Genomic DNA, 13,003 nt, shown 5'->3' with positions numbered 1-13,003 from the left:
GCTGTGGCTGCCCCTGTTGGCGCTGCCGACCCGGGGGAGGCTGCGATTGCGGTGTGTCAGGCAAACCGCATCGCAGCCTCCCGCTGGTCGTCAGCTCCTACAGAGTTGCAGGAGAAACGGTGCGATCAAGCCCGCGCTTCGATCCGGGTGAGACTGGTGACAGGAAGTGTCACTTTCTGCTCACGCTGCAGCAGATTCAGCAGAATAACGGCGCGTTCGTCGCCATCGGCCGCCAAAAAAATGGCTTCTACGTCGTTGAAGCCTTCGGCGGTGATGCGCACCGCTTCCCCTTGGCGGAACTGAACCTTGGGCGGCGGCGCCAGCAGGCGTTGGCGGATCTGGTCGATCAGCACATCCTGGACCGGCACCGGCAGGCCGCCGAAGGTGACGATCCGCGCGACGCCCCGAGTGGAGCGAATCGGGTACCAGTTGTCGTGGGTCTGGTCCATGCGGATGAACAGGTAGCCGGGAAACAGCTCTTCTTCGCTGGTGGCCCGGGCGCCACGCTTTTTCTCCCCTGTTTTCAGGGGCCGGTAGCACTCGAACAGCTGACGCTGCAAGTGCTCCTCCGCGCGGGCTTCTTGACGGGGTTTGGTTTGAATCAAATACCAACGTGCCGGGTTATTGGCTTGAGTCATGTTCTTCACTCCACTGCAATCTGGCTTGGCAAGACAGGGGCAACGTCAGGATGCTGCGCCCGCCCGGCCAGTAGATCGGGTTCGGCCACCGGGCCATCCTTGTCCAATGTGTAGCACGTAAGCAATTGCTGGACCTGTTCCACGCAATTGAACATCAGCACGTCAATAATCGACAGGTTGGCGACGAAAGGTTGCCTGAACTGTCGGTAGACCACCGGGTTCATCCGGAAAAAACGCAACAGCAGCCGGTTGCGCGCGAAGTGATCACGGTCGTACAGCACCGATCCGCCCTCCGGGTTGATGAAGGTGGTGGCCTCGAACGTGTGGGCGATGCGGATGATGCGTTCCTGCCGGTCCAGCGGCTGACCGAGGAGCAACTCCGAGCTGCGCATGATCGGGGTGGTGATGTGCAGAAACGCACACATCTCGCGGATCGCGTGTTCGGCGTAGAGCGCGATGTTGGGTTGCGCAAAGCGGATCAGCCGTTCGACCAGCGGCATCACCTGGTTGAAGTACGGCGCCTTGAGGTAGCACGAGGTGATGAACCTGATCAGGCGTTCGGCTTCTTCATCGAAGCCCTCACACAGTTGCCGCTGATTGATCGGCAACTGGAAGCGGTCTTTCTTGAGGGGAAAGGTGATCAGCCTGGCTTCGTGGTGATGCAGGATCCGGTTGCGATTGACCCAGCCGGAGCGGATGTATTGCAGATCGTCTCCCAGGACGAAGACGTCTGCGGCGGCAATGAGCTGGAAATAGCCCAGATACGGAAACAGGTAAGGCTGCATCACTGCGATGGTCCTGGCCATGTACATCTCCTTGTTCAATAGCGCGACGGTTGGGGTGAAACCCGTATTACTTGCGTGTGGTCGAGTAGTCGTAACCGTAAGCGGCGCAGTCGTAGTCGGCAGTGGAGGCCTTGCGCAGTACGCCGTTGAAAATCGCGCCCTTGATGACGATGCCGTTCTGGCCCAGGCGCCGTTTGCACGCGTCGATTTCCTTGGCGGTGCTCAGGCCGAAACGCGTTACCAGCAGGCAGGTCCCGGATTGACGGCCCACCAGCGTGGCGTCCGTCACCGCCAGAATCGGCGGGGTGTCCACCAGCACCAGATCGTACAGCGGCGCCAGTTCGCTGATCAGCTTGTTGAAGTTGTCATGCATCAACAACTCCGACGGGTTGGGTGCCGCGTAACCGCAGGAAATGAAATCCAGGTTGCGCACTTGGGTGTGATTGATCACCTCGTGGCTCTTCACCCGCGCGGCCAGCGTGTCGGACAAACCGTGCTTGGGCGTCAGATTGAACACTTTGTGCAGGTAGCCTTTGCGCATGTCGGCGTCGATCAGCAACACCCGCTTGCCGGTCTGGGCAATGATCACCGCCAGGTTGCTGGAGACGAACGACTTGCCCACACCCGGCGTCGGGCTGGAAATCATCAGCACGTTGTTACGCGCTTCGAGCATCGCGAAATGCAGGCTGGTGCGCAGGCTGCGCAACGATTCAATGGCCAGCTCCGTGGGTGCGCTGACGCTGAGCAGTCGGGAATCCTGGGTCGGGCGGCCACTCTGGGTGTTCTTGTCCATGCGCTCCTGCTGACGCGAGAACGGCAGCGACGCATAGACCGGCATCCCCAGATTCTCGATCACTTCCGGGTTATCAACGCCGCGGTAGAACGCCTGGCGCACAAACACAGTGGCCACGGCAATCAGCAGGCCCACCAGCGTGGCGATCAGCACAATGATTTTCTTCATCGGCTTGGCCGGGTCTTCGACGTTGGCGTCGGCGTTGTCGATCACCCGTACGTTACCGATGCTGCCCGCCCGCAGAATGTCCTGCTCCTGGCTCTTGTCCAGCAGCAGGGTGTAGGTCTGCGAGGTCACTTGCATGTCACGGGTCAGGCGCAGCAGTTCCTGCTGGGTGGCCGGCAAGGCCTCGATCTTCTTCAACAGGCCCTGTTTCTGCGACTCGATCTGGCCGATCTGGGTGATCAATGCGCGATAGGTCGGGTGCTCTGGCGTATACAGGCGTTCGACTTCAACGCGCTTCATTTTCAGCTCGGACAGGGTGCCGTCCAGTTTGACCACCTGATCCAGGACCGCCTTGGTCTCGATGCTCAGGTCAACCGACTTGGCGCTGGTCTGGAAGTTGTTCAGCGCGGTTTCCGATTGCTCCAGCTGCTTGCGCACGGCAGGCAATTGCGAGCGCAGGAACTCCAGACGCTGAGCGGCTTCGGCCGAACTGCGCTCCACGTTCTGACGCACATACAAGCGGCTGACTTCGTTGAGGATGCGTTTGGCCAGGACCGGGTCCGGGTCCTGGATTGTCAGGTAGACGATCCCGGAGTCCTTGCCGGCTTCGGCGATCTTCAGGCGGTCCTGATAATCCAGGGCGGCGGTCAGGGTGCGCTGTTTGACCACGGTGAATTCGGTGTCCGGACGCGCGATGAGCGTGGCCACCTGCATCTTGATGCCGCTGCCTTCGACCACCTGGTTGGTGGCGCCCTTGAGCAGCAGTTTGTGGTCCTCGTCATACAGCGAGAACGTCCCTGCCTTGCCCGCGACCAGCGTCAGTTTCTCGCCCTGCAGCGCCTCGGGTACGTCCAGCTGGAAGATGTCGATTTTCTCGCCGCCCCAGGCGTAGTTGTTCAGGCCGAACATGGGCTCGGCCAGGGCGCCCGGGCGCTCTGGCTTGAAGTTGCGGGCCAGGTAGCTGCCGATCAAAGGCACGTAATTTGGCTTTTGCAAGATGTTGAGTTTCAGGTCTTCAACAACCTTGCCCAGCACCGCGCGGGATTTGATCAGTTCGATTTCCGTTGTCGCCTGGGAGACCGACAGCGGCTTGCTGTTGATTTCAGTGCGACCCTCGATGCCGACTTTCTTCGGCTCGATCTGGATCATGGCGTTGGCCTGATAAATCGGTGTGGCGATGGTTGCGTAGGTCAGCCCCACGAGGGCACACACGCCGACAATCGATGCAATCATTCCTTTGTGATCGAATAATGTGCGCAAGATAGTCGCCAGATCGATCCGGGAGTCCTGAAAGTCCTCCAGGGAAGTACGGTTCATGACGGTCATTTATCTTGTTTCTCCTGACTGAAGATAAGGAAGCCAGTCGTCGACGCAACGCGAAAGCTGCTCGTAGGTCTGTTCAAAGGCTAATTTCGGGCGCCGGTACGGGTCGGCGATTTCCATTTCTTGCTGCCACTTGCCGATTAAAAACGTCTTGCCTCGAACTTCCGGGGCAAGGTTGAGCACGCTTTGCATCTGTCGCTGTTCCATCAGCAGGATCAGGTCGGCCTGGTGCAGCATCTGCACATCGACCTGACGGCTGCGGTGTTTGTGAGCAGGAACGCCGTTGACCTGCAGGACGGCCTGGGCGAGGGGGTCCATGGTGGAGCTGAGCATGGCGTGGGTGCCGGCCGATGAAATCGTCACGGCGGGCCCGTCAATGCGATGCAGGAGCATCGCTTCGGCCATGGGGCTGCGGCAGATGTTGCCGACGCAGACCACCAGAACGTTACTGAACATGGCCTTTGCTGAAGGTCGGCATCAGTCTTCTGCTGATGTTGGTGCTGAAATTGAGTGCCACTTGCGACAGCGTGAGGACCTTGTTGTGCGGGGTCATGGCCGACAGCGAATACCCCACCAGTTGTGCCAGGAAAAACTCATACAATTGCTGATTGCCCAGCCGGTTGTAGTAGTTGGCCAGGGCGCCAGAGGTTTGCAGGCTCATGTGCAATTTGCGTTTGTTCGAGCGCATGGAGAACACCCCGCCCGGGTGCAGCCGGTAGGCGGCCGGTTTGATCTCGCCGAGAAACTTGCCCTTGCCGAACGCACCCAGCAACGACCACCACACCAGGTCATTGAGCGGCGCGCCCTCCAGTTCCGGGGGCAGGCTGTGGAAGACATTGCGAAAACAGGTGGTCAGCGTCGAAATCGGCCGCGCCTGTTGCAATTCAAGGGCGGTGGCGTCGCCGCGCAATTTGCCCTGCAACTGAACGCCGTACTGGCCGTTGGCATCGAACGACACCGCGTCGTGGTAAGTCAGCACGTAGTCAGGATGGCTCTCGAGGAAATCCACCTGCACTTGCAGCTTGCGCGGGTCGGTCCAGTAATCGTCGGCCTCGCAGTAGGCGATGTAGCGGCCCCGGGCTTCGCCGAACAGCCCTGGCACCGAAGGCTTGCCCTGGGAGTACTGATTGACCTCGCTGTAGAACGGACGAATCAGGTGCGGAAAACGCTGGGCGTAGTCGGCGATGATCCGGGCCGTGCCATCGGTGGAGGCGTCGTCATTGATCAGGATTTCGACGTCAAACGTCGTCTGCTGGGCCAGAAAAGCGTCCAGCGTCTGAGCGATGTAGGCCTCCTGGTTGTAGGCGGGGCACACGATGCTCAACAGGGGCGCAGCGGGCTGCTCGGAACGGGTCTTCTGGCTAATGGCATCCATGGCTCATGTACTCGGTTTGCTGAACAGAACGGAAATCCGGGTTACCAGCGGTCGATAGCTGGCGGCCACCACGATCAGGGTGATCAGGCCACTGACGGCGAGCCCGAGGAAGGTGCTCAAGCGGTCTGTGCCGGCGATGGCGCGAAAGATCGGCTCGCTGAGCGCAAGGCCGATGCCGGTCATCACGCTGATGCGCGTGATGTCCCGCAGCCATTGGCTGTGAATCCCCGGCGCCAGCGTGTTGTGCACAACGGCCGGCCACACGGCCAGCGACACCACCCGCAGCACGAACCAGGCGATCGCTGCCCCGAGGGCGCCGTAAAAGTGAATCGCGGCAACCATCACCGGCACCGTGATCAGCGCGGACACCACGCTGTACCACATGTGCAACCGCATCTGGCCGTAGGCGTATTGCAAGTAGAACTGGAACGCGCTGACCGCCATGATCGCGCTGCCCAGCGAGTACCACGGCAGGATCGAGCGGCACCATTGCGCGGCGGCCTGATCGCCGGACCAGGCGTAGACCATCGCGTCTGCGTGAAGGGCAATCAGCGCCGCCAGCGGAAACAAGAACGTGCAAATAAAGCGGTGCGCGGCCAGGAACAGCGCGAGCATGTCATCGCGTCGACCTTCGGCCATCAACACCGTGAGGCGCGGCAGCAGGGTCTGCGCCACCGGGTTGCTCAGCATCATGATCCCGGTGGTGATCAGCGCCACCAGCGAGAAGTAACCGTATTCATGCAGCGGCAGCAGTTCGGACAGCAGCACCTTGTCGATCTGGGTCAGCAGAATCCACAGGATCGCGGTGCCGGACATGCTGGCCGCGAAGGGCACGATCGGTTTCACCAGCGCCCAGTCAAATCCCGTGTGCCAGGTCGGCGTCGGCATTTGCTGGTAGGCACGGGCGGCGAATATCAGCGCTTCGATCACCCCCACCACGGCCTGGAAAACGAAGAAATCTATCGGGTCCTGCGAATACACACTCACCAGCAGCAATCCGCCGAAGTAGCGCAGGGTGGCGATGATCACGTTGGCGGCGTTCAGCCAGGCGTGCTGCTCAAGCCCCTGAATGCCGCTTTTATAGAGTGTCGAATACAGCCGCAGCGCGATGATCACGCCCATCAGGCCAATGCAGTCGATCAGCGTCTGCGGGCTCAGGAGTTTGGCGTTGAGCCAGTGCACCGCAATCCATTCGCTGCCCAGGTACATGGCCAGACAGCACACCGCAGCCAGCGGCAGGAAAATCACCTCGAACGAGCGCAACAGCCGGCCGATACTGCGTTCGGCGGCGGCCGCTCCTTGTTGGTGAGCCACTGCGCGAACCAGACTGGGCGACAAACCGGCATCGAGCAGTTGCAGCCAGGCCTGCACCACGGAGAAGAATCCGATCAGACCGTACGCCTCGGCACCCAGGTGGCCGAGGTAGAACGGCATGATCAGGATGCCCACCAGCAACGCGTAAGCCTGGCCTGCATAGCTCAACGCAGTGTTGCGTATGACTGAGCGTCTGGTTTGCATAGTCTTCAGATGACCTGAGCGAGCGTGGGCACCTGGTATTTCGCATGACCCAGGCTGCATTCGGCGATGATCGTGTTGATCACGCGTTCCTGATCTTCAAGCTTCAAGCCGGGGTAAATCGGCAGGCACAGCACCCGTTCACTGAGGGCGCGCGAAGCGGTTTGTGCCGCTTGTGGCTGCAGGTATTCCAGGGTGTCCAGCGACGGATAGAAGTAGCGGCGCGGGTTGATCCCGTTGCTGTTGAGCGCTGTGCGCACCCGCAGCAATTGCTGCTCCTCCGCCAGGCCGATGGGGAAATAGCTGTTATTGAGCTGGCTGTCGCTTTCGGGCTGTTGCAGGTCGACGTAGTCGCGCAGTTGAGTGACGTAACGCTCGGCGATCTGCGCCCGTTCCTGAAGAATGTTCTCGATGTCGTCGAGAATGCACAGGCCCATGGCCGCCGAAAACTCGTTGAGCTTGGCGTTGATGCCGATGCCTTCGATCTTGTCGACGTCGGCGATGCCGAAATTGCACAGCAGGTGAACGCGGCGGGCGGTTTCATCGTCGTTGGTGATGATCGCGCCGCCTTCTATGGTGTGAAACAGCTTGGTGGCGTGAAAGCTCAGGGTGCTGATGTCGCCCCAGTGCAGCACTGACTTGCCGGCATGGCGCACGGCAAACGCATGGGCGCCGTCGTACACCACTTTGAGGTTGTGCTTCTGGGCGATGGCTTCGATGCGTTCCACCGCGCACGGGTTGCCGAACACGTGGGTGCCGACGATGGCGGTGGTGTCGGAGACGATCCGGCTTTCGATGTGATCGGGGGAGATGTTCCAGGTCTGCGCATCGATGTCGGCGAAGATCGGGCGAATGCCTTCCCACTGCAACGAACTGCTGGTGGCGACAAAGCTGAACGGAGTGGTCACGGCGCTGCCGCTCAGGCCCAGTGCGCGGTAGGCGACTTGCAGGGCGAGGGTGCCGTTGTTGGTGAGAATGACGTGTTTGACGCCCAGGTAATCGCGCAGGCGCGCCTCAAGCTCACACACCAGCGGACCATGGTTGGTCAGCCAGCCGCGGGAATAGATGCCTTCCACGTAGTGTTTGAACTTGTCGATGTCGCCTAGATAGGTCTTGGTTACGTTTATCATCGAAGCCTCCATGTCGGACGAAGTGCGTAAGGCAGTAGTGCGCAAGTGTTGCTGGCCTAACCCTGGGTCGAAGCCGGGGGCTGGCTGCCGGTCTTATTGCTGATTCGCCGAGCGCGACCCTGGTTGAACTTCAGAATCCACCGCGTCGCCAGACTTCCGGTGTGGGGGTCGCCGAAGTGAAACAGCGCCGTGGCCCGTTTCACGTCGGGGCTGCACGCCTGGTTGGCGTGCAGCGTCCGGTAGCCCCAGAAGAAATAAATGTTTCCGGGCTCCAGCTTGAGTACGTAGGGCTTGAGCCACCCACGCTGCAGGCCTTTGCCGATCAGCGAGCGAGTCAAACGGTTTTGCAGGAGGGCTTTTTCAACCACATTGAACAAGACCCAGGACCGCACACCGCGAAGATTGGGAAACAGCATCAAGTCGCCGCGCTGCGCCCCTTCGGTGGGGATGAACACGGGGATGAGCGCGGTCACCAGACTGGCGTCGTAGTGAAAGCAATTGGACTCTCGCTGGCCGTGGTGGCCTTGCACGCAGCGCAGCACGGGGAAAATTCGCTCGCTGACGGCATCACCGTTCGCCGCCCGGCGATACAGCCCCGCCAACAGGGCTTTGAGTTTCGGGTCTGCCCAGAACGCCGCCAGCAGGCTGCCGGCCAGCATCTGTTCGCCGTGATACGCGAAATATTCGCCTTGATGTTGCTGCGCCTGGGCATCGGTCCAGGCGCGCAGCTGCTCAAGGTCGATGTCGCTGACAGCGCCGCTCAGTCTGGCAAAGCCGTGGGTATCGATTTCGTCAGCCAGGCGTTTGACCTGCTGTTCATCCGTGTCGAAAGTGAGTGGCATTGCAATGGCTCTCGAGGGTGAGTGGGCGCAGGCTGTGTCGTTGGTGAGTGGCGGTGATCGCCTTGAGGGCGGTCAGGCACGCTACCGCCCGAATCAGCCGATCCTGGTGTTGTTACTGGATGAAACAGTGGTTGGCCAACCGAATGATGTATCGCAAGTGTTTAACTGCTTGCGCCATCCGATTGGCAAAGCTACCGCCACACCGAGCACATTCAGTAAATTCGAAATTTGCTTTAATCCAACACGTCGCCACCGACGCAAGAGAGGCGCCGTGGACTAACTAACTTCGTTGGCAAAACTGGAAAGGAAGTGTCAGGTGACTTCAGCGCAGCACTCTATGGCACCGCTGCAACTTCCCTGCATTTGTAAGAATCATCTGACACGCATATATATCGGCGGCGCCGCGCATCCTGTCAAATTATTTCGCCAACATTCTGTTAAGTTTTTGATAAAAGGAGCCGGGTTTAGGCTAAGTCTTTGAAATGTATAGCAGTCAAAAAAACAGCACCGCACCGTCACGGTGCGTTGGCGCTTTCTCATCCCTGCGTGTTGCCTCCAATGTCAATGTTTGCGGAGGGTTGAGAGCCATTTTTCCAACGTCAGAAGATGGGCGTCTATGAGCAGCATCGGATTTATGACGCTCGATATCCGAGCCCCATAGTGCTGCTTATTGAGGAAACGTATTTGCTAAAAGTAATAAGTGTGCTTGTCGCGTGAAGTAAGTTCTCGGGGAACGGAGAACAGTTAGTTTTAATCGCTTTGCATGTTTTGTCGTTTAAACACACTTGATTGAGCGTGTAACTACAAAGTGAGTTCAAAGGCGTTATTAGTAGCCATTTGCATACTTGTGAAACCTGTTCTGTAGCGCGAGGTGTCTATGACGGCCTTTAACGTGCTGCGCGGTTGCTCAGTCTTGTGCGCTGCTCCATTATCCGAGGGGTGCTAGGCAAAAATTTTTTCGGGCAGGAGTATCAATGAACACGCAGACGAATACCAACGGAGTGGTCGCTGGACGGTTGGCTCAGGCGCGCGCCCTGATGAGTCGTGAAGGCATCGACGCCTGGCTCGTACCGTCGGCCGACCCTCATCTTTCAGAATATCTACCGGGTTACTGGCAGGGCCGGCAGTGGTTGTCCGGGTTTCACGGCTCGGTTGGTACGCTTATCGTCACCCCCACCTTCGCCGGGCTCTGGGCCGACAGTCGCTACTGGGAACAAGCCAGCAAGGAACTGGCGGGCAGCGGCATCGAGCTGGTCAAACTGCAGCCGGGTCAGGCGGGGCCCCTGGAATGGCTGGCCGAACAGGCGAAAGCCGACACCGTGGTCGCCGTCGATGGCGCGGTCATGGCGGTTGCGTCCTCCCGCACACTGGCCAGCAATCTCTATGCACGGGGCGCACGTTTGCGCACGGACCTCGATCCGCTGACCGACATCTGGCATGACCGTCCCGCTTTGCCGGCTCAAGCTATCTATGAACACAAGGCCCCTGAGGCCACGGTGGTGCGTGCCGAGAAATTTCAGCGGCTGCGCAGCACGATGCTCGAACGGGGTGCGGACTGGCATTTCATTGCCACGCTGGACGACATCGCCTGGCTGTTCAACCTGCGGGGTGCGGATGTTTCGTACAACCCGGTGTTTATTTCCTTCGCGCTGATCGGCCCCGACAGCATCAGCCTGTTTGTTGCCTCCGACAAAGTGGACGCCGCGTTGCGTCAGACGCTAGAGAGCGAAGGCATCATCTTGCGCGAATACACCCAGATTGGGGCCGCTCTGCGTGACGTACCCACCCAGGCGCGATTGCTGGTGGATCCGGCGCGGGTCACCTGCGGATTGCTCGATTATCTGGACAGTGAAGTCACGCTGGTGGAAGGCCTGAACCCGACGACGTTGTTCAAGGCACAAAAAAGTGAAGGGGACACCCACCACATCCGTCAGGCCATGGAGCAGGACGGCGCGGCGTTGTGTGAATTCTTCGCGTGGCTGGATTCGGCGTTGGGTCACGAGCCGGTCAGTGAACTGACCATCGATGAAAAGCTCAGCGCTGCACGGGAAAAGCGGCCGGGGTATGTGTCAGCCAGTTTCGCGACCATCGCCGGCTTCAATGGCAACGGGGCGATGCCGCACTACCGCGCCACCGAGCAGGAACACGCCCAGATCGAAGGCGACGGGCTGTTGCTGATCGATTCCGGCGGCCAGTACCTGGGCGGCACCACTGACATCACGCGCATGGTGCCCATCGGTCAACCGAGCGCTGAGCAGAAGCGCGACTGCACCCGCGTGCTCAAAGGTGTGATCGCGCTGTCCAGGGCCCATTTCCCCCGGGGCATTCTTTCCCCGTTGCTGGACGCGATTGCCCGGGCGCCGATGTGGGCGGAGGGCGTCAATTACGGCCACGGCACCGGGCACGGCGTCGGCTACTTCCTGAATGTCCACGAAGGTCCGCAAGTCATTGCCTACCAGGCCCCGGCCACACCGCAGACCGCGATGCTGCCGGGCATGATCACGTCCATCGAACCCGGGACGTACCGCCCGGGAAGATGGGGCGTGCGCATCGAGAACCTGGTGATCAACCGGGAAGCGGGCAAGACCGAGTTCGGTGAGTTTCTTTCGTTCGAAACGCTCACCCTGTGCCCCATCGACACGCGCTGTCTGGAGATCGGCTTGTTGACGCAGGAAGAGCGGAGCTGGTTGAACGACTATCACGCTGAGGTCAAGGCGCGCTTGAGTCCGTTGCTGCAAGGCTCGGCGCTGGAGTGGCTGAACACGCGGACTGCTGCGGTCTGATAGCGAGCTTTTTCGAACCGTTAACGAGAAAGGCACGGGGTTCTCAGCCCCGTGCCTTTTTTGTCATGCGGCCAGCGCCATGGACGTGTTCACGCGATCAGGGATGGAGGCGTCATCAAGGCGCGAGTGGCTTTTTGCAGACAATGATCATGCTGCGGCTGGTATAGCCGGCCGGGTTCAAGCCAAAGGGGTAGTCGCCTGGGTCCTCGGACGCGTCGCCGGATTTGGCGATCACCCGGAACGTCTTCGATTCGCAGGAGCTGGTTGCCAGTTCATAGCACTGGTCCCAGGAGGACGAAAGGCCGGAACAATTGATATGAATGCCACGCTTGCCCTGTTTCACGGGTTTGGAAGTGGCAGCGCACCCGGCGACGGTGACGACTGCCAGCATCAGTACAATGTATTTCATCTGGTCCCTTACCTGACCGACATGTGCTGGTCAGCATCTAACTTGAATTCGCGTGCTTCAACCGTTCCTGAGCCATGACGCCTGCAAGGGAAGAGTCGTGGGTGTAAACATGGCCTAACAGCGTCACGAATGCTAGTGACATCGTGTAATGCTCGCCCGGTTGCTCAATCGGCACAGGCCAGCGCGGGTTGCTCAGGTTGCGAAGTCAGGGCGGCGCCGGCGGACGCCATGATGATCGCAAGGATGGCCAGCCATTGGGTCAGCGACAGGTGTTCGTGCAAGAACAGCAGGCCCGAAAGTGCTCCGACGGCAGGCTCCATGCTCATCAGCGTGCCGAACGTGCGCGCGGGAATCCGGGTCATGGCCATCATCTCCAGGCTGAAGGGCAGGGCAGTGGACAGAACGGCGAGCCCGATGGCAGCAGGAATCAATGCTGGGTCAAGCAAGGCGTTGCCCGCTTGGGCAATGCCGAGGGGTGCGATGCAAATGGCCGCTATCAATACGCCCCAGGCAGAGGTCTGCACTCCGTAATGAGCACCGGCTTTTCGTCCGAACACGATATAGGCCGCCCAACACACGCCAGCCCCCAAGGCATAGGCGACACCGACAAGGTCCAGATCCTGGGTCTGCCCCATGGGTATCAACAGTGCCAGGCCGGTGATTGCCAGCGCGATCCACACGAAGTCGACCAGTCTGCGAGAGTGGAACAGAGCCACCGCGAGCGGCCCGGTGAATTCAAGGGCGACACCGATGCCCAGCGGGATCCTCTCGATAGCCATATAGAAGAGGACGTTCATTCCGCCCACTGCTATGCCGTAGAGAAGGACGATCGGGAGCGAGCTCGCGGTGAGGGCCGTGCGCCAGGGGCGCAGGATTGCCAGCATTATGACGCTGGCGAGTATGAGGCGAACGGCGGTTGTTCCTTGCGCGCCAAGCACCGGGAACAAGGTCTTGGCCAGGGACGCGCCTGACTGGATGGAAACCATTGCGATCAGCAGCATGGCTATAGGCAGCAGAAGGGTAGTCAGGGTACGTTGTCGGTCATTCATTCGGCTTGGGTCCCTGACACTATTAGAAGGGGAGCGTTATATTAACGGGTGTTTGTGGGCAGTATACTGCGCATACTGACTGAAAGTTGTTCCGCTGTTATGAATTTGACCTGTTATCAAATTAAGGGTTGACGGCCCTCAGTATCTGTCTATAATTCGCCCCACTTCCGGCGCAGACGAAACGGAAAACTTCTTG

Annotated in this window: 11 protein-coding genes; 1 reads left to right on the top strand and 10 read right to left on the bottom strand. The window is 59.8% G+C overall.

The annotated features are described in order from the left end of the window. Positions 1-125: 125 nt before the first annotated feature. From rfaH to ABQX22_RS26425, 8 genes are read right to left on the bottom strand one after another with little or no spacing between them, the layout of a single operon-like run. Positions 126-638, bottom strand: coding sequence for a transcription/translation regulatory transformer protein RfaH (gene rfaH, locus ABQX22_RS26460; protein WP_349802826.1), 513 nt, complete (start codon positions 636-638; stop codon positions 126-128). 5 nt (positions 639-643) lie between these two features. Continuing rightward, a complete protein-coding gene (locus ABQX22_RS26455; protein WP_349802825.1) occupies positions 644-1,444 on the bottom strand; it encodes a WbqC family protein in 801 nt (266 codons plus the stop codon). 46 nt (positions 1,445-1,490) lie between these two features. After that, positions 1,491-3,707, bottom strand: coding sequence for a polysaccharide biosynthesis tyrosine autokinase (locus ABQX22_RS26450; RefSeq protein ID WP_349802824.1), 2,217 nt, complete (start codon positions 3,705-3,707; stop codon positions 1,491-1,493). After that, entirely contained in the window at positions 3,708-4,160 is a 453-nt protein-coding gene (locus ABQX22_RS26445; RefSeq protein ID WP_349802823.1) for a low molecular weight protein-tyrosine-phosphatase, read from the bottom strand. After that, the gene (locus tag ABQX22_RS26440; protein ID WP_349802822.1) at positions 4,150-5,079 is read right to left on the bottom strand and encodes a glycosyltransferase family 2 protein; all 930 of its coding nucleotides are present in this window, start codon (positions 5,077-5,079) and stop codon (positions 4,150-4,152) included. Before ABQX22_RS26440 ends, ABQX22_RS26445 begins: the two co-directional genes overlap by 11 nt. Before the next feature lie 3 nt (positions 5,080-5,082). After that, on the bottom strand, positions 5,083-6,597 hold the full coding sequence (locus ABQX22_RS26435; protein WP_349802821.1) for a lipopolysaccharide biosynthesis protein: 1,515 nt from the start codon (positions 6,595-6,597) through the stop codon (positions 5,083-5,085). 5 nt (positions 6,598-6,602) lie between these two features. Next, complete coding sequence (locus ABQX22_RS26430; RefSeq protein WP_349802820.1) at positions 6,603-7,724, bottom strand: DegT/DnrJ/EryC1/StrS family aminotransferase; 1,122 nt, start codon at positions 7,722-7,724, stop codon at positions 6,603-6,605. Between the two features lie 56 nt (positions 7,725-7,780). Continuing rightward, the gene (locus ABQX22_RS26425) at positions 7,781-8,566 is read right to left on the bottom strand and encodes a hypothetical protein (protein ID WP_349802819.1); all 786 of its coding nucleotides are present in this window, start codon (positions 8,564-8,566) and stop codon (positions 7,781-7,783) included. A 974-nt stretch (positions 8,567-9,540) separates the two neighbouring features. On the opposite strand from ABQX22_RS26425, the gene ABQX22_RS26420 reads away from it, so the two are divergent. Then, on the top strand, positions 9,541-11,349 hold the full coding sequence (locus tag ABQX22_RS26420; protein ID WP_349802818.1) for an aminopeptidase P family protein: 1,809 nt from the start codon (positions 9,541-9,543) through the stop codon (positions 11,347-11,349). Positions 11,350-11,464: 115 nt separating this feature from the next. Here ABQX22_RS26420 and ABQX22_RS26415 read toward each other — a convergent pair whose 3' ends face one another. Beyond that, a complete protein-coding gene (locus tag ABQX22_RS26415) occupies positions 11,465-11,758 on the bottom strand; it encodes a hypothetical protein (protein ID WP_349802817.1) in 294 nt (97 codons plus the stop codon). 164 nt (positions 11,759-11,922) lie between these two features. Continuing rightward, positions 11,923-12,807 carry a threonine/homoserine exporter RhtA gene (rhtA, locus tag ABQX22_RS26410; protein ID WP_349802816.1) on the bottom strand — a complete coding sequence of 295 codons (885 nt, stop codon included), beginning with the start codon at positions 12,805-12,807 and terminating at the stop codon, positions 11,923-11,925. Positions 12,808-13,003 lie beyond the last annotated feature (196 nt).

This window comes from Xanthomonas sp. WHRI 1810A (assembly GCF_040202885.1).
In the GTDB taxonomy this organism is placed as follows: domain Bacteria; phylum Pseudomonadota; class Gammaproteobacteria; order Pseudomonadales; family Pseudomonadaceae; genus Aquipseudomonas.
The sequence above is the reverse complement of the archived record's forward strand: the minus strand, read 5'-3'. Positions and strand labels throughout refer to the sequence as shown.